The sequence below is a fragment of the Ligilactobacillus hohenheimensis genome, assembly GCF_947381805.1.
Lineage (GTDB): Bacteria > Bacillota > Bacilli > Lactobacillales > Lactobacillaceae > Ligilactobacillus > Ligilactobacillus hohenheimensis.
Map to the genome: position 1 here is coordinate 175213 of NZ_CANCXC010000002.1, position 18278 is coordinate 193490.

The following is an 18278-nucleotide window of genomic DNA, read 5'->3' on the forward strand; positions in this document are numbered from 1 at the left end:
GTTGGTTTAATAATATTCAATTAATTAGTTAATGCTGCTGTCGCGGAGTTTCAGCTCCGTTCCCAGCGTAATCATTTTCGGGAAAGAATCGGTGCCGTTAATCTGCTGATCGAGGAGGTTAATTCCCTCAATCCCCATCTGTTCCGTTGATACCCGAACAGAACTGAGCGACGGATAGATGTACTTGGCAATGGACGTGTCGTTAAACGCAATCAGGCTCACCCGCTGGGGAACCGCGATGTTGGCTTCGTGGAGGGCACGCAGAGCGCCAATCCCGATGGAATCGTTGGCCACAAAGAACGCCTGGGGGAGATCATTGCCCAGTTCCTTGATGGCCTGGTTCATCATCTGGTACCCCGAGTCGGTCGTAAAGTCGCCGACGTACACGTACTTCGGGTTGTAGAGGGCCAGCTCCGTCATGTAGGCCTTAAAGGTCGTAAACCGCGGGTCGATAATGGCCTGCGTGTGGTCAGCGGTTTGTTCTTCACCCACCAGGAGGCCGATTTTACGCTGGTCATGGGCGATGAAGTGGTCAAGCACCTTCGTTGTGGCGGTCACCATGTCGGAGGTGACGCAGCTAAATCCACGGTTAACGGTATTGCTGTCAACGAAAACCAGGTTGCGGTTGTACTGGTGAAATTCGCGCTGTTGTTGTGGACTGTATTTTCCGATAGCGATAATGCCGTCGACCGTCCGGAGTTTATCCAACGAGTCGTTATGGAAGACCCGGTGGATGACGTATCCTAATTTCCGGGCGCGTTCCTCAATGCCTGTCCGGATGGAGTAGTAGTACAGGTCGTTTAGTTCTTCCTTTTTGGTGTACCACTGAACAACGGCAACGGTGCCTGATTTAGTTTGCTTTTTGTGCTTGCGCTGTTCGAGGTAGTCAAGCTTTTCGGCGGCGGCAAAGATCCGTTCCCGGGTGGCGTCACTGACCGACATGGTCTTGTCGTAGTTAAGCACCCGGGAGACCGTTGCTGACGAAACCCCGGCAAGCGCGGCAATGTCCTTAATAGTAGCCACGGTAATTCCTCCCTCTATTAAACCGCTGAAATTCAGTAAACATCGTTTGGCGTGATTTCAGCCGTTTCGTAAATCACTTACCTTTATTTTAGCATATTTTTCCGGAAGACCAGTAATTATTAAGTAACAAATCCAGGTAAAGATTAACTAAACATATTGCCGTCTTTAGTAAAAACGGTTACAATAGAAGGTGTTTAAGAAACCGGTTACTTAACCGGGGAATCACCGATGGGAGTTGGTTTAAATGGATAAACAAGAAATTACGGCAGCATTCATCAAGCAATACGGCCAGGAACCGGAAGCGGCGTTCTTTTCACCGGGACGGATTAACCTGATCGGGGAACACACCGATTATAACGGGGGCCACGTGTTCCCGTGTGCAATCTCACTGGGAACGTGGGGAGCTGCCCGGAAGCGGGACGACAACAAACTCCGCTTCTTCTCCGGCAACTTCCCGGACCTGGGGGTAATTGAGTGCTCCCTCGACCAGTTGAAGTACGATAAGAAGGACAACTGGGCCAACTACGCTAAGGGCATGATTTACTACCTGAAGGAAGCCGGGTACACGGTGGACCGGGGAATGGACGTCTACATCTGGGGAAACCTGCCTCAGGGTGGTTCTGGCCTGTCATCATCCGCATCAATTGAAATGTTGTTTGGGGTAATGGTTCAACGCCTGTTTGACCTGGACGTTGACCGCCTGGACATCGTTAAGATGGGGGTTAAGACCGAAAACGATTTCTTAGGCCTCTCCAGTGGAATCCTCGACCAGTTTGCCGTTGGAATGAGTAAGGCGGGCCAGGCCATCCTGCTGGATACCAACACGCTGGATTACAAGTACGTGCCGCTTGACTTAAAGGACAACGTGATTGTCATCATGAACACCAACAAGCCGCGTGAACTGGTCGAATCAAAGTACAACGAGCGGGTGGAAGAGTGCCAGACAGCGCTGAAGGAGCTGCAGCAGAAGCTCCAGATTAAGGCGCTTGGCGAACTGGACGCGCAGACATTCGACGAGTACATGTACCTGATTGATAAGGAGAACCTGCTGAAGCGCGCGCGGCATGCGGTGCTTGAAAACGAGCGGTGTATTCGGGCAGAGAAGGCCTTGGAAGCCGGGAACCTTGAAGAATTAGGACGCCTGCAGAACGCCTCCCACATGTCATTGGAATACGACTACGAAGTGTCAGGGATTGAACTGGATACGCTGGCGCACGCTGCATGGAAGCAGCCAGGGGTCTTGGGTGCCCGGATGACTGGCGCTGGCTTTGGGGGCAGTGGGATTGCCATTGTCAACAAAGATCAGGTAGAAGCCTTTAAGGAAAACGTCGGCCGGATTTACGAAGAAAAGATCGGGTACGCCCCGAAGTTCTACGTGGCGGAAGTGGCCAATGGAACGCATGAATTATAAACGAAAGTAAGGGTGAGAGCATGAGTGCAGAAACGTTAATTGATCGGTTTGTCACGGCGGTAATTGCGGCCAGTGATTATACCGCGATGGACCACGTTTACCTGGTAAACCGGGTACTAAACATTGTGGGGGAGGGCCACCAGCAACCAGCCCCGGCCACTGACGACCTGATTGACTTAAAGGACGCGTTGGTTGCGGTTGCCGTTGCGAACGGCAAGGCTGGTGACACCCAGAACGAACGGGATGCGGTGGGGGCCGAGCTGATGAACTTTATCACCCCGGTACCGAGCGTTGTTAACCAGCGTTTTTGGGACACCTACCAGCATTCGCCGCAGGATGCCCTCGCTGACTTCTTTGCGTTAAGCAAGCGGAATGACTACATTAAAACGCGGGCGATTGCGAAGAACATTGCTTTCACCCATCCAAGTGAGTACGGTGACATTGAGATTACAATTAACCTCTCAAAGCCGGAAAAGGATCCAAAGCAGATTGCCTTAGCAAAGAAAATGAAGGCAACGGGCTACCCGAAGTGTAACCTGTGCATGGAAAACGAAGGGTACCAGGGCCGGGTTGACCACGCTGCCCGGGCTAACCACCGGATTATTCGCTTCAAAATTGGCGACCACGAGTGGGGCTTCCAGTACTCACCGTACGCCTACTTCAACGAGCACTGCATTTACCTTGATTCGGTTCACGAAGAAATGGTGATTGATGCGTCCACCTTCAAGAACCTACTGACGATTGTGCAACAGTTCCCTGGGTACTTTGCTGGGAGTAACGCTGACTTACCGATTGTAGGAGGGTCAATTCTTTCCCACGAGCACTATCAGGGTGGCCGGCACACGTTTGCAATGGAGATGGCGCCGATTGAAACCAAGTTAGTCTTTGAGGACTACGAGGATGTGACGGCGGGAATCGTGAAGTGGCCGATGTCCGTAATCCGTCTAAATGGGGACGACCTTGACCGGGTAAGTGCCTTGGCCACAAAGATCCTGGATGCTTGGCGGAACTATACCGACGAGGAAGTGGGCGTGCGGGCCGAAACTAACGGCGAGCGGCACCACACGATTACGCCGATTGCCCGGATGCGGAACGGCCAGTACGAGCTGGACCTTGTTTTGCGGGATAACCAAACATCATCGGAGTATCCGGACGGGATTTTCCACCCGCACAAGGAATACCAGCACATCAAGAAGGAAAACATTGGCCTGATTGAAGTGATGGGGTTGGCCATCCTCCCGCCCCGGTTGAAGGACGAGTTGGCGGTGGTGGCTGACTACATTCAGGGGAAGGACGTTCAGGTGGCTGATTACCATCAGGAATGGGCCGATGACATCAAGGCGCGGCACGCCGACATGACGGCTGAAAACGCCATGACGGTTGTACAGGACGAAGTTGGCGCCGTCTTCGTAAAGGTGCTCGAATGCGCCGGCGTCTTCAAACGCGATGCGGCAGGTCAGCAGGCCTTCATGCGTTTCGCTCGGCAGGTAGGACTAAAGGAATAGGGCTTCTTGTGAGATAAAAGAAAAACGATGGAATTAAGCGGTCGGGAAAACCCGGCCGCTTAGTTTATGATGGGAGGTGGGTTGGTGCGTGCTGACTGCGGTGCATAATACGGATGATGCGAACTTCAGCAGCGGGACGGTGAAAGTAGTAAAAAACAATGTAGTTTTTGATTGTAAGGTAACGAATGCCCCGTGAGTGCCATGGCTCATGGGGATAACAAGGATACATTTCAGGAAATGTGCTCAGTGCGTTAATTTTATGGATTAGTAGTCGAGTTGTTTGTTTAGCGGCAAGCGGTGATTTTAGGTGATGCGCAATGTACGAACGAATCCTGTAAAGATCATTGCGGGCAGTCGCTGAGTAAACAACGGGCCAGTGAACGGTCATTCAATCACTCCTTAAATTCGCCATCAATTGAGGTAGCAGAAAAGGTATTGTTGGTTTTAAAGTCATTAAACCCACGTTGAAGTTCAGTATCTAGTTGCTCCTTTGAGAGGGCGTCGTAGTTAACGGGACGCCGGGCTACGTGGATGTCAAAGGGGATCCCCTGCTGGTTAACGACCTGCTGTAAGAACATGTTAAGGGCTGTTGCCATCGGAATTTGTAACTGGTTAAGGACGGCTTCTGCTTGTTCTTTTAGTTCAGGTGAAACCCTGGTAAAGATACTGGCTGTTTTTTTGGATGATCCAGGCATGATTGGTTACTCCTTTCTTTTGATTGCTATTTTACAGATATTACTAGCTATTGGCAATATAATAGCTTTCAAAATTTAATAACCAGCAGCGAAATTTTTCGGACTAGTTAAGATGCCAAACATAACGCTTGAGTTATTGCTGGGGTAAGTAAAACACCTCGTCATTGAGATTTGTGTAATCCCAAGAACGGGGTGTTATTTTTGTTGTTCAATTGCTTGTTTTTCTTCCGCTGACAGGTTATGCAAAGCCTTCGTGTACTGGCGCGGAATCCACCCGCGGTCGTCAACCTGGTACCAGATCATGTTCTCGGTCCGGACGCTGCCGGTAATAATGACCGGGGTGCCGTGGGTGATTCCGTCAATCCGGTGGCCAAACGGCTGGTCGTATAGTGCCGCCTTTTTTCCCGGGACAAAATCAATCCGGGCGTAGTCATGGTACTGGTTAGTGAACGTGTTTTCGGTCGTCCGGTTTGGCCGGAGCCATGCCGGCATGGCAGGGCGGTCAACCGGGGTAACCTGCTCGTCGGTTTGTTTAATCCAGATGTTTCCTCCCATGCAACACCAGACTTGGTGATTGGTGAGGGTGACCGTTTCGTAGACGTGCCAGATGGTTCCCTTAACGAGCGTAATGCCAACGCGTTCTCCGGCTGGACCGTCGTAGCACGGGACAAACGCGTCCATCTGCAGGTCCCGCGGGTCGTAGTCAACCATTTGCCAATCCGCCCGCCGGTAAAGGTAGGTGACGGTCTGCTGTTCTTCGGTAAACTGCCCCCGCGCTGGTCCGTCCGCCCGAATCAGGTTGTAGTGGTCGATGAACGGAGAACTCAGGTTGTACTGGGCGTGTAGTTTTCCGTTGATAAACCGCGGGTAGGCCAGCAGGTTGAGTTCGTCGATGTCCCGGCAGAACATCCAGACTTGCCCCCCGTTTTGCCGCCGGTACGTGAGTGTCATGGTACCGTACGGGTCGACAAACGAGCTCACAAATCCTGCGATGTGAATCAGGTCGTATCCAGAGAACTCCCGGAACTGGAGCTGCAGGGGAGCACCGAGCCGACCGTGAATAACCTGCGGCGCAGCCATACTCTTCTGGTGTTCGTCCTGGTAGATAATCACCAGCGTTGCGTCCGGCGCATCCCGGCGCACTTCCGGCTTAGCTGGCTGGCTTGGCCGCTGATCTTTCTGGGCCGGATAAAACCGTTCAATAGGGGCGCCCACTGGTGCCTGGTTAGTAACCACCCGCCGCCCGTTTAGTGCCGTTGTCGGACGAGGTGCAACCGGGCTTGGAGTAACCGGAACGGCAAGAGTCCCGGCTTTCTGGTTTAGTTGGTGGAGTCGCCGTTGGGAACTGGCGGGTGACTTCCGCTGTTGCCGGCGAAAATTAAAGCTCCGGCGTTTTTTATGAAATAACCGCGCCACCATCAGGGCACCTCCGTTCGTCAGTAATACTCGATTGTCATTATACAATAAAAAGGAGGGTGTGCCAAAGGGACAAAGGAGGTTGGAACGGATGTTCCAACCTCCTTTACCGTAATTTTTAGTTTTACCGGAAGCGGTTATGCGCACCGCTCTGCCGTTAGCGTGATCGTTGCTCCTTTTCGGGCCATCACCGGGCTTTGGGTGGGTGCAAAAAGGTGTTCGCGAATATACGCCAGTTCTGCGGGCGTGACGGGGCGGTGACGGTTGGTAATTGCCACCGTATCTTCCGTTGCCCCGCGCCGGTGGGTAACCAGCGAATTTCCCAGGGTGTAAACTTGGATAAACCGTAGGGGAGTAGTAACCAGTTCACGGTGGATCTGGTCAGCGTAGCTATTGGTTACGTCAACTAGGTGCATCGTGTGTCCTCCTTATATGTGATTACCCACAGTATAACGAAACCAGGGAACCGGGATAAGCCCCGTTTCCCTGGTTTATCAAAAAACTAAGCTTCCTTCTGAATTTTTAAGCAGTTGGTTTCTGGGTAGGTTCCTTTGTGTCCTCGCTTCCGATGACAATCTGGTCGTCCTTGAGCCGCGCAACAAACTGCTTGGTCTTCGGGTGTTCGAGGTAGTAGTCAGCAACCTGATCCTCGATCTGTTCCTGGATTACCCGCCGGAGTGGCCGGGCCCCCATCTTCGGGTCGTACCCGAGTTCGACCAGCTTATCCTGAACCGGGACGGTGACGTGGATTGATAAGCCCTGCTGTGCCAGCATGCCGTTCACGTCAGTCAGCATCAGGTTGACGATTTGTTTCAGGTCATCCTGGGAAAGTGGCTTAAACTCAACGATGTCGTCAAACCGGTTAAGGAATTCTGGCTTGAAGTAGTTGGTGAGCTTATCGATCACGGAGTGGGTGGTGCCATCGTTTGCGGCGCCAAACCCAACGCTCGTGACGGAATCGCCGCTGCCGGCGTTACTCGTCATGATAATAATCGTGTCCTTAAAGCTGACGGTCCGGCCCTGTGAGTCGGTTAGGCGGCCGTCGTCAAGGATTTGCAAGAACATGTGCATGACGTCTGGGTGTGCCTTTTCCACTTCGTCCAGGAGAATCAGGCTGTACGGGTGCCGCCGCACCTGTTCGGTTAACTGCCCAGCTTCCTCGTAGCCGACGTATCCTGGAGCTGCTCCAATGAGCTTTGAAACGGAGTACTTTTCCATGTACTCGCTCATGTCGAAGCGGATCATGGCATCGGTCGTCCCGAAGAGCTCACGGGCCAGCTGTTTTGCGGTTTCGGTTTTCCCCACTCCGGTCGGACCGACAAAGAGGAAGGAACCGATCGGCCGGCCGGACTTGTTAAACCCAATCCGGTTCCGCCGGATGGCCCGGGCAACCTTATCAACGGCCTCGTTTTGACCAATGACGTGGCTTTCAAGGGAAGCAGCAAGGTTCTTAAGTTGTGCTTGTTCCTTCTCCTTGAGTTCGCCCACCGGAATTTCCGTCTTTTCTTCGACAATCTTTTCCATGTCCTGTTCGGTAACCGTTGGCGCGGTCTCGCTGGCCTGGCTGTCTGCCTTCATCCGGTTATACTTCGTTACCTGGTCGCGGTAGTAGGCGGCCTTTTCGTAGTCCTCCTTATCGAGGGCAGCCTGCTTTTGTTCCTCCGCATTTTTGATCTTCTCGTCCAGGGTCTGAGGATCAACCGCATCGATTGTCAGGTTCTTCCGGGAACCCGCCTCATCAAGTAGGTCGATGGCTTTATCCGGGAGGAAACGGTCCTGGATGTACCGGTCGGACAGTAATACGGCGGCTTTCAGGGCGTTATCGGTGTATTTTACGTGGTGGTACGCCTCGTACTTGCTCTGAATCCCCTTAAGAATACGGAAGGTTTCTTCCGTGCTTGGTTCGTCCACCTGAACGGGTTGGAGCCGCCGGGCAAGGGCAGCGTCCTTTTCAATGGTGCGGAATTCGTTGAGGGTTGTGGCCCCGACTAACTGGAACTCCCCGCGGGCGAGGGCGGGCTTGAGGACGTTCCCGGCATCCATGCCCCCCTCAGCGTTCCCGGCACCCACAATTTCGTGGATTTCGTCAATAAAGAGGATTGTGTCCTTACTCTGCTTAAGTTCCTGCATTAACTGTTGCATTCGCTGCTCAAACTGGCCGCGGACGCCCGTTCCCTGCACAAGGGAAACAACGTCAAGGCGAATAACCTTTTTATTAAGCAGTTTTTGGGGAACATCCCCGTCAACGATTTTCTGGGCGAGGCCCTCAACAACGGCCGTCTTTCCGACCCCGGCTTCCCCAATTAAAACGGGGTTGTTCTTTGTCCGTCGGTTTAAGATTTCGATAACCCGCTTAATTTCCTGATCACGGCCAATGACCGGATCAATGTTTCCCTTGCGTGCTTCGGCAGTCAGGTCCAACCCGTACTGGTCAAGGATCGAGCCGCCGTTGTTACCCCCCTGGTTAGGGTTCATCCGGGGACCGCCTTGGCCCTGAGCTTGGCCAGCTCCCCGCTGGTTATTTGCGGCCATTGACCGGAAGAAATCATCGAGGGACCCAAACCCGAACGGATCTTGTTGACTGTTACTCTCATGGTTAGCTTGCTGTTTTAGTTGCTGGTAGCACGACTGGCACAGGTCAAGGGCCGTTTGCCGGCCGTTGACGTTAGTTGTCAGGTGAATCGTTGCTGGATTTTGATGACAATTTTGGCATAACATATGGTTCACAACCTTTCATTTAAAAACGAATCAGTCGGTTGATCTTGTTTTGACCAACTTTGACCTTTACCCCAATTATACCGATTTTCCTTTTAAACGCAAGGGGGGTATCCTAAAGAGGCGGGAAGGTAACACCCGCCATAAATGAGGTGAATAACATAATGAAGGATTACGAAAACTTGTTAGAACAACTCCGGCAGGGAGAGATTACCGAACTGACCGTTACGCCGGAAGAATTCATGGATTTCCAGCCGGTTTTGATGAAGTACCGGTACCGGAAGAGCATCGTTGGCCAGGCGCAAAAGGGCGGCGGGGTGGTTTACCACTTTAACGGCGAACAAACAACCGATTAGTGGGGAAAAGAAGGCAATGAAAGCCTTGTCGTTAAAATAATTTTATGCTATTATCATTGACGATAGGTCTACCACATAAATGTAAGCGCGTACTTATTGGCGTGTGGGGCCTACGCCTTGAATATATCCATATAAAGGAGATTGTTAGTTATGGAAAAGAAAGACTTTCACGTTACAGCTGAAACTGGGATTCATGCTCGTCCTGCTACCCTGTTAGTTCAGGCCGCAAGCAAGTTCAACTCAGACATTACCCTGTCATACCAGGACAAGTCAGTTAACCTGAAGTCCATCATGGGTGTTATGTCACTTGGTGTTGGCCAAGGTGCTGACGTAACGATCACGGCTGACGGTGCTGACGAAGCTGACGCCATCAAGGCCATTGCTGACACGATGACAAAGGAAGGGCTTGCTGAATAATGACAAAGACACTGAAGGGAATCGCTGCAAGTGACGGAATTGCCGTTGCTAAGGCGTACATGCTCGTTCAGCCTGACCTGTCATTTGAAGAAAAGAATATCAGTGATGCCGACGCTGAAATCAAGCGGCTTCACGATGCGGTTGACGCATCCAAGAAGGAACTTGAGATTATCAAACAGAAGGCAACGGAAAACCTCGGTGCGGATGAAGCCGAGGTTTTTGAAGCTCACCTGACAATTCTTTCTGATCCGGAAATGCTAGGCCAGATTGAAGATAAAATTAAGAACGATAAGGTTAACGCCGAGGCCGCTCTCAAGGCCGTAACTGACATGTTTATTCAGATGTTTGAGGCAATGACCGATAACGCCTACATGCAGGAACGGGCCGGGGATGTCCGGGACGTTACCAAGCGGGTGATGAGTCACCTGCTGGGGGTAACGCTCCCGAACCCTGCCTTGATTGATGAAGAGGTTGTGATTGTTGCGCATGACCTGACGCCGTCTGATACGGCGCAGTTGGACCGGAAGTACGTCAAGGGGTTCATTACCGACATTGGTGGGCGGACGTCCCACTCAGCAATTATGTCCCGGACGCTGGAAATCCCGGCGGTAGTTGGTTCGGAAACGGCCACGCAGGATATTGAGGCGGACGACATCGTTGCCTTAAACGGGATTGATGGGGTGGCCCTCGTTAACCCAACGGACGCTGAGGTTGCTGACTACCAGCAGAAGGCCAAGGACTACGCTGCCCAGAAGGCTGAATGGGAAAAGCTGAAGAACGCTCAGTCAGTAACGGCAGATGGCAAGGAAGTCTTAATCGGGGCAAACATCGGAACGCCAAAGGACGTCGAGGGTGCCAATGATAACGGTGCTGAGGCCGTGGGACTGTTCCGGTCAGAATTCCTTTACATGGATTCAAGCGAGCTGCCGACCGAAGACGAACAGTTTGAGGCGTACAAGCAGGCCGTTGAAGGCATGCACGGTAAGCAGGTTGTTGTCCGGACGATGGACATTGGGGGCGACAAGCACCTGCCATACCTTGAACTTCCGGAAGAACAAAACCCGTTCTTAGGGTACCGGGCCATCCGGATTTCCCTGGACCAGCAGGAGATTTTCCGGACGCAGTTACGGGCGCTGCTGCGGGCATCCCACTACGGGAAGCTGGCAATCATGTTCCCGATGATCGCTACGGTTCAGGAATTCAAGGATGCAAAGGCAATCTTTGAAGAAGAAAAGGCTAAGTTGGTTGCGGACGGTGTTCCGGTAGCGGATGACATTGAAGTCGGAATGATGATGGAAATTCCAGCCGCTGCAATGATTGCTGATAAGTTGGCAAAGTACGCTGACTTCTTCAGTATCGGGACCAACGACCTGATCCAGTACTCGATGGCTGCTGACCGGGGGAACGAACGCGTTTCTTACCTGTACCAGCCATACAACCCATCAATTCTGCGGCTGGTTAAGCACATTATCGAATCTTCCCACAAGGAAGGTAAGTGGACTGGCATGTGCGGTGAAATGGCGGGCGACCAAATCGCTGTGCCGCTGCTTGTCGGCTTAGGGTTGGATGAGTTCTCAATGAGCGCAACGTCGATTCTGAAGACGCGGAGCTTAATTAAGAAGCTGGATTCAACGAAGATGAGTGAGTTAGCCGCCAAGGCGGTTGACTGCGAAACAACCGACGAAGTGGTTGCCCTGGTTAAGGACTACACTAAGTAGGTTAATTAAGCGAATAAAGAAGCCTGGCATAGTGCCAGGCTTCTTTTTGCTATCAGGAATTAGCGCAGGGCTGACGGTGGAAAATTGATAAAATGTTGCGTGGATTGCGCGGAATTCATATAATTGATAGTAACTATTGATTTGTCAGGAAGGGGGGACGCTCGTGAAGGTTGGAATTTTCACGGATACCTACTACCCGCAGGTAAGTGGGGTTGCCACGTCGATTAAGACGTTAAAGAAGCAGCTCGAGCGGCAAGGGCATACCGTCTACATCTTCACTACAACGGACCCAAACGTTGATAAGAACGTCTACGAGCGAAACATCTTCCGGTTTACGAGTATTCCGTTTATTTCGTTTACCGAGCGCCGAATTGCGGTGCGGGGATTGTTTCACGCCTACCAGGTAGCGAAAAAACTACAGCTGGATATTGTCCACACTCAGACCGAATTTTCCATGGGGTTAATCGGCAAATTTGTGGCGCACAACCTGCATATTCCGTGTGTGCACACCTACCACACAATGTACGAGGACTACCTGCACTACGTGGCAAACGGCAAACTATTGCGGCCGGTGCACGTTAAGCAGATGAGTAAGGTTTTTTGTGCACACATGGCGGGAATTGTGGCCCCCAGTGAGCGGGTTTTGACTACCTTACGTGGATACGGGGTGACCGAACCAATTACCGTCATTCCTACGGGGGTTGACCTGGAACGGTACCAGGAAGACGGAACCATTGCGCGCCAGCGGTTGCGGCAGCAGTACGGCCTTGCCCCGGATACCCCGGTGATCCTCACGCTGAGCCGGTTGGCGCTGGAAAAGCACATTGACCGGTTAATCGCGGCGTTACCCCGAATTAAGGCGGCGGTGCCAGGGGTAAAGTTGATGGTGTGTGGCGACGGTCCGGCGCGGGAAGAGCTGGAAGCGCAAGTTGCGGCCCTTGGAGTGCAGCGGGATGTTATTTTTACCGGCGAGATTCGGCATGCGGCGGTGGTCGATTACTACCACGCCGCGGATCTGTTTGTTTCAACGTCGGAGTCGGAATCACAGGGATTGACGTACATTGAAGCGTTGGCAGCCGGCCTTCAGGTGATCACTACACACAGTCCGTACACCGACCAGTTGCTGGATAATCCCGCTTTAGGGGTGCCGGTTGCTGATCAGGACGAATTGGTGGCGGCTGTGCGACGGTACTTGATGGGTTCGGCTCCGCAGATGACACCGGCAGTTCGGACACCGAAGCTGGCGATGATTTCAGCCGATCATTTTGGCGAACAAATCGTTGCCTTTTACCGGCAGGCGCTTGCACAACCGGTTGTTGCGCCGGTTCGCTCCCGCCATAACGCCAATTCGTAATGGGGGATGAGTGAATGATCCACGTAAATATGTTGTCATCGGCCACGCGGGTAAAGGGCCAGGGGGTTGGAAGTGCCTACACCGAACTGGTCAGACTCCTGCGGACGTACCTTTCCGCAGATATTACGGTGACCGAAAACGACTGGCATGCCAGCACGATCACCCACTATCACACGGTTGATCCCCAGTTTTACTTGTCAACGTTTGATTCGCGGCGGGGACGGCGGATTGGCTACGTCCACTTTTTACCAGAAACCCTGGAAGGGAGCCTAAAGCTTCCGGGAATCATTGGGACGACGTTTAATAAGTACCTAATTAGTTTTTATAAGCGGATGGACCGGCTGGTGGTCGTAAACCCCAGCTTTATTTCGCAACTGGCTGCTTATGGCATTCCAGAAGAGAAGGTCCGCTATATTCCAAATTTTGTTGCCAAACGCGAGTTTTATCCCGTTGATGCCGCTGAAAAGGACCGGCTCCGGCGGCAGCACCAGCTGCACCCTGGCAGGTTTACCGTTTTAGGGGTCGGTCAGGTTCAGGAACGGAAGGGTGTGGGGGACTTTATTACCCTTGCCAAGCGGCACCCGGAGATTGACTTTGTGTGGGTTGGTGGTTTTTCGTTTGGCAAAATGACGGCCGGGTACACGCGCCTAAAGGAAGTCGTTAATAACCCGCCCGTAAACCTTATTTTCCCGGGAATTGTTGACCGCGATAAAATGCGCAAATACTATAACATGGCGGATTTGTTTTTATTACCGTCATATAACGAGTTATTCCCGATGAGTATTCTTGAGGCGTTTAGTTGCGGTATTCCTGTTCTTGTCCGGGAGCTTCCCCTTTATCACGATATTATTAGCGGTTTTTACGCTGGTGCGGCGGACGTCCAGGCGATGGACCAGCAGATTGTAACGCTGCGGGATAACCCGGAGCGGTTGCGGGCGCTGCGCAGTCAGGCTGAAGCGGGGGCTCAGCAGTACTCGGAGGATCGGCTGGCGACGGTTTGGCGCGATTTTTATAAAGCGGAGGCGATGGAAGGCCATGTCACGGAAAAATAAGGTCATGCTGGCGGTCATGCTCGCCCTGGGAGTGGTAATCTTTGCCTATTCGGTGCGCAATGTTTCATGGCACTTGATTGCAGGCGACATTGCCCACCTTAAGTGGGGGTGGCTTGCGGTTGCCGTGGGGTGCATGGTGCTTTCGCTATTCTTAGAATCACTGGTTGTGCATACGCTAGTGCGGAACCGGGTGGCCGCGCACTTCCCGTTGCGGGATGCAATCCGGATCCCGTTAGTGGAACAGTTATTTAACGGGATTACGCCGTTTGCGACGGGCGGCCAGCCAGCGCAGGTGTTTGCTCTTCTCCAGTCAGGAGTGGAGGGCGGCCAGGCAACTTCGCTTTTACTGCTCAAGTTCGTGGTATACCAGACAATGATTGTGGTTAACTTTTTAATTTGCTTGGTCGCCGGGTTTCACTACATCGCGGATAAGATCCACGTGATGGCGGTGCTGGTCATCTTTGGCTTCTTAATTCACTTTGCTGTGATTGGCGGGCTGTTAATGGTGATGTACTGGTACAACTTCACGCGCAAAGCCGTCCACTGGTGCTTATTACCACTGAAATGGATAGTTAGTGCAGAACGGTTTAGCCGCATTCAGGAATACCTGATTCTTAAAATTGATAACTTTTACCAGGAAAGTTTGCAGTTAAAGGCGCAGGGAAAGTTACTCGTTAAGATTAACCTGTTAACGCTGTTTCAACTGGCGGTCTACTACGTAATTCCGTACTTTATTTTACTGGCGCTTGGAGTCAGCAATGTTTCGCTGATCACGGTAATGACGATGCATGTCTTGATTGTGATTGCAACGTCGCTTTTCCCAATTCCTGGGGGTGCCGGGGGAGCAGAGTTTAGCTTTACCCTTGTGTTCTCGACTTTCATGGCGAGTCATACCAAGCTGATTTTGGCGATGATTCTGTGGCGGCTAATTACGTACTATCTGGGAATGTTCGCGGGAATGATCGCACTTGTGGTTAAACCGCGGCGGATTACGGCCCCGGAAGATTAAGAGGACAATTAAAATTATTCGAAAATGGAGGAGGCATTAGAAAAGATGCCTCTTTTTGTTTATAATTGACTGGTATTCACAGTTTTTTCAATTACTTTGAATTGGAGGCAATCACATTGCGTTCATTAGTTAAGAAGGTTCGCGATAAGCTGAGTACGCGCCTGGGCTTCTTTGCCATGGTGGTCGTCCTGTTTTGGATTACGTCGTACATTGCTTACTGGACCGAGTTTAACCTTGGGGTGTCCGATCCAATGCAGCAGTTCCTGCTGGTATTGAACCCGATTCCCTTTGCGTTGATCCTATTTGGGATTGCGCTCTTCTTTCGGGGAAAATGGTCGTACTGGATTATGCTGGTGATCGACTGGATTGAATCAATCTGGTTATTTGCCAACATCGAGTATTACCGGGAATTCTCCGACTTTATTACGATGGGGGTTATTAAGTCTGCTGGGGCAGTTTCTAATAACCTTGGATTAAGTATTAGCAAGATTATTCGGCCGTATGATTTCTTCGTATTCATCGGCGTGATTGTGCTAACGATTTTGGTAGTAACGAAGGTTATTAAGGTTGATAACCGCCCTGTTCGGTGGCGGCAGGGAATTATTAGCGTACTTGCGGGGGCTGTGCTGTTTTCCATCGACCTCGGGTGCGCGTACAAGGACCGGCCGCAGCTGTTAGGACGGACGTTTGATAACAACTATATTGTTAAGTACCTCGGGATGAACTTCTATGCGGGTTACAATGCCTACACGACGCACCGCCAAACGGTAACGCGTGAGCGGGCATCAAGGAAGGATCTACAGAAGGTACGGAAGTACACGGAGTCCCGGTATTTGCCGCCGAATGTTCAGTATTTCGGCAAGGAACGCGGGAAAAACGTGTTCGTGTTTCACTTGGAGAGTTTCCAGCAGTTCCTGATTGATTATAAGGTTAATGGGCGTGAGGTAACGCCAAACATTAACAAGTTCTATCACGATCAGCACACGCTCTCGTTTGACAACTTCTTCAACCAAGTTGGTCAGGGGAAGACGTCTGATGCTGAAACGATGCTGGAAAATTCACTGTACGGGTTACCGTCAGGTTCGGTAATGACAGAGTATGGTGGCTCGAACACCTTCGATGCGGTTCCGGCAATCTTAGACCAACACGGGTACACAACAGCTTCCTTCCACGGGGACGTGGGGAGTTTCTGGAACCGGGTTAATACGTACAAGGCTTGGGGTTACCAGTACTTCTTTGATAAGAGTTACTACAACGACCGGAAAGGCTATGATATTGGGTACGGCCTGAAGGATAAGATTTTCCTGAAAGAATCTTCCCAGTACATTGAGCAGCTGCCGCAGCCGTTCTACGCCAAGATTATTACGTTAACGAACCACTATCCGTACGAGTTGGATAAGAAGAATGCTTCGATTCCAAAGACAACGACCGGTGATGATACCGTCGATGGGTACGTTCAGACGGCCCATTACCTGGATCAGGCGTTTGGTGAGTGGATTAGTTACCTGAAGAAGACGGGACTATATAAGAATTCTGTGATTATCGTTTACGGTGATCATTATGGAATTTCGAACAATCACAAGAAGCCAATTGCACAGTTGTTAGGAAAGAAGAGCGTAACGCCGTATGACCTTGCGATGTTCCAGAAGGTCCCGTTTATGATTCATGCCGAAAACCTTAAGGGGGGCATTAATCATACGTATGGTGGTGAAATCGACGTTATGCCGACGTTGCTGGACTTATTGGGGATCCACGACAAGCAGTACATTATGTTTGGCCAGGATCTTCTTAATCCGCAGCATGATCAGACGGTAGCGTTCCGGGATGGCGACTTTGTTTCCCCGACCTATTCGAAGATTGGTAGTCGAATCTACAATAACCAGGGACAGGTTGTAAATGATAAGCTGACGGCTGCTGAAAAGAAGCAGGTTGACGAAATGCAGGAGGACGTTAACAAACAACTGACGTACTCTGATAAGGTTGTCTTAGGAGATTTACTGCGTTTCTACCATCCGAAGGGCTTCAAGCGGGTTAATAAGGCCGATTACACTTATAACTATACTAGGGCAATGTCTGAGCTTCGAAAGGATAATAAGAAGTACCCAACAAGTTTGAAGGACAAGAACCACGGGAAGACGTTGGTTGACGACTTCTCAACGGATGCGCCTGAATTGAAGGGATTAAATGATAATCAGATTTATAAGAACTGGGATAGCGGCCAGAATTAAGTAAGTGGTTGTGATTAATACACCGGTTTTATTCGCGAGTTCGGTTATGAACTCGGCGGGTAGAACCGGTGTTTTTGTGTGGGTAATAAAAAGCATGATGGAGTGCAAAAAGTTGTTGACGATTATTAGATTGGCTGGTAAGATAATAACCGTTGCGAATGAGCGGCGAACCGCGATTAATTAGGGCTTGACGCACAGGTTCTTTTCTCGCTATAATAGGTTAGTCGCGTGGGCGATGGTAGATCTTTGAAAACTGAACACAGTATCGACGAATTAAATGTGTAGGGCTCTTTTGAGCAACATAATTTAACGAAGTCAAACTTCGCTAGTAATAAATTAATGAGTCACGAATTCAAAATGAGAGTTTGATCCTGGCTCAGGACGAACGCTGGCGGCGTGCCTAATACATGCAAGTCGAACGAGAATTGCTTACACCGAGTGCTTGCACTCACCGTAAGGAATTCGAGTGGCGGACGGGTGAGTAACACGTGGGTAACCTGCCTATCAGAGGGGGATAACACTTGGAAACAGGTGCTAATACCGCATAACATTGAAAAGCGCATGCTTTTCAATTAAAAGGCGCTTCTGGTGTCACTGATAGATGGACCCGCGGCGTATTAGCTAGTTGGTGGGGTAACGGCCTACCAAGGCAATGATACGTAGCCGAGTTGAGAGACTGATCGGCCACAATGGGACTGAGACACGGCCCATACTCCTACGGGAGGCAGCAGTAGGGAATCTTCCACAATGGGCGCAAGCCTGATGGAGCAACGCCGCGTGCGTGAAGAAGGTCTTCGGATCGTAAAGCGCTGTTGTTAGAGAAGAACACGGATAAGAGTAACTGTTTATGCGTTGACGGTATCTAACCAGAAAGTCACGGCTAACTACGTGCCAGCAGCCGCGGTAATACGTAGGTGGCAAGCGTTGTCCGGATTTATTGGGCGTAAAGGGAACGCAGGCTGTTTTTTAAGTCCGATGTGAAAGCCTTCGGCTTAACCGAAGAAGTGCATTGGAAACTGGGAGACTTGAGTGCAGAAGAGGAGAGTGGAACTCCATGTGTAGCGGTGAAATGCGTAGATATATGGAAGAACACCAGTGGCGAAAGCGGCTCTCTGGTCTGTAACTGACGCTGAGGTTCGAAAGCATGGGTAGCGAACAGGATTAGATACCCTGGTAGTCCATGCCGTAAACGATGAGTGCTAAGTGTTGGAGGGTTTCCGCCCTTCAGTGCTGCAGCTAACGCAATAAGCACTCCGCCTGGGGAGTACGACCGCAAGGTTGAAACTCAAAGGAATTGACGGGGGCCCGCACAAGCGGTGGAGCATGTGGTTTAATTCGAAGCTACGCGAAGAACCTTACCAGGTCTTGACATCTTTCGC

15 protein-coding genes and 1 rRNA gene are annotated in these 18278 nt (G+C 51.2%); 10 read left to right on the forward strand and 6 right to left on the reverse strand.

Annotated elements, in window-relative coordinates; genetic code table 11:
- Positions 1–24: 24 nt before the first annotated feature.
- The gene (locus QOR60_RS04660; protein WP_283582196.1) at positions 25–1023 is read right to left on the reverse strand and encodes a LacI family DNA-binding transcriptional regulator; all 999 of its coding nucleotides are present in this window, start codon (positions 1021–1023) and stop codon (positions 25–27) included.
- 244 nt (positions 1024–1267) lie between these two features.
- On the opposite strand from QOR60_RS04660, the gene QOR60_RS04665 reads away from it, so the two are divergent.
- Together QOR60_RS04665 and galT are read left to right on the forward strand one after the other, a co-directional pair.
- Complete coding sequence (locus tag QOR60_RS04665) at positions 1268–2434, forward strand: galactokinase (RefSeq protein ID WP_283582197.1); 1167 nt, start codon at positions 1268–1270, stop codon at positions 2432–2434.
- Between the two features lie 20 nt (positions 2435–2454).
- Complete coding sequence (gene galT, locus QOR60_RS04670; RefSeq protein ID WP_283582198.1) at positions 2455–3939, forward strand: UDP-glucose--hexose-1-phosphate uridylyltransferase; 1485 nt, start codon at positions 2455–2457, stop codon at positions 3937–3939.
- 64 nt (positions 3940–4003) lie between these two features.
- Here galT and QOR60_RS06930 read toward each other — a convergent pair whose 3' ends face one another.
- From QOR60_RS06930 to QOR60_RS04690, 5 genes are all read right to left on the reverse strand, one after another.
- A complete protein-coding gene (locus tag QOR60_RS06930; protein WP_408612551.1) occupies positions 4004–4327 on the reverse strand; it encodes a type II toxin-antitoxin system RelE/ParE family toxin in 324 nt (107 codons plus the stop codon).
- 4 nt (positions 4328–4331) lie between these two features.
- On the reverse strand, positions 4332–4634 hold the full coding sequence (locus QOR60_RS04675; protein WP_283582199.1) for a type II toxin-antitoxin system RelB/DinJ family antitoxin: 303 nt from the start codon (positions 4632–4634) through the stop codon (positions 4332–4334).
- A 195-nt stretch (positions 4635–4829) separates the two neighbouring features.
- Positions 4830–6053, reverse strand: coding sequence for a MucBP domain-containing protein (locus tag QOR60_RS04680; RefSeq protein ID WP_283582200.1), 1224 nt, complete (start codon positions 6051–6053; stop codon positions 4830–4832).
- Positions 6054–6187: 134 nt separating this feature from the next.
- Positions 6188–6466, reverse strand: coding sequence for a DUF1827 family protein (locus tag QOR60_RS04685; RefSeq protein ID WP_283582201.1), 279 nt, complete (start codon positions 6464–6466; stop codon positions 6188–6190).
- 106 nt (positions 6467–6572) lie between these two features.
- Complete coding sequence (locus QOR60_RS04690) at positions 6573–8768, reverse strand: ATP-dependent Clp protease ATP-binding subunit (protein ID WP_283582202.1); 2196 nt, start codon at positions 8766–8768, stop codon at positions 6573–6575.
- Between the two features lie 161 nt (positions 8769–8929).
- Between QOR60_RS04690 and QOR60_RS04695 the strand changes: the two genes are divergently transcribed.
- The 8 genes from QOR60_RS04695 to QOR60_RS04730 all read left to right on the forward strand — a co-directional run.
- Positions 8930–9121: a hypothetical protein gene (locus QOR60_RS04695; RefSeq protein ID WP_326520558.1), complete on the forward strand. Its 192-nt coding sequence runs from the start codon at positions 8930–8932 to the stop codon at positions 9119–9121.
- 150 nt (positions 9122–9271) lie between these two features.
- Complete coding sequence (locus QOR60_RS04700) at positions 9272–9538, forward strand: phosphocarrier protein HPr (RefSeq protein WP_283582203.1); 267 nt, start codon at positions 9272–9274, stop codon at positions 9536–9538.
- Positions 9538–11256 (forward strand): phosphoenolpyruvate--protein phosphotransferase, encoded by a 1719-nt coding sequence (ptsP, locus tag QOR60_RS04705; protein ID WP_283582204.1) that lies wholly within the window; start codon positions 9538–9540, stop codon positions 11254–11256. The genes QOR60_RS04700 and ptsP overlap by 1 nt, the downstream gene beginning before the upstream one ends.
- Positions 11257–11419: 163 nt before the next feature.
- A complete protein-coding gene (locus QOR60_RS04710) occupies positions 11420–12610 on the forward strand; it encodes a glycosyltransferase family 4 protein (protein ID WP_283582205.1) in 1191 nt (396 codons plus the stop codon).
- Positions 12611–12624: 14 nt separating this feature from the next.
- Positions 12625–13662 (forward strand): glycosyltransferase family 4 protein, encoded by a 1038-nt coding sequence (locus tag QOR60_RS04715; RefSeq protein WP_283582206.1) that lies wholly within the window; start codon positions 12625–12627, stop codon positions 13660–13662.
- Positions 13646–14671: a lysylphosphatidylglycerol synthase transmembrane domain-containing protein gene (locus QOR60_RS04720; protein WP_283582207.1), complete on the forward strand. Its 1026-nt coding sequence runs from the start codon at positions 13646–13648 to the stop codon at positions 14669–14671. The genes QOR60_RS04715 and QOR60_RS04720 overlap by 17 nt, the downstream gene beginning before the upstream one ends.
- Positions 14672–14787: 116 nt before the next feature.
- Positions 14788–16899 (forward strand): LTA synthase family protein, encoded by a 2112-nt coding sequence (locus tag QOR60_RS04725; protein WP_283582208.1) that lies wholly within the window; start codon positions 14788–14790, stop codon positions 16897–16899.
- A gap of 353 nt (positions 16900–17252) precedes the next feature.
- A 16S ribosomal RNA gene (locus QOR60_RS04730) occupies positions 17253–18278 on the forward strand; the annotation flags it as partial.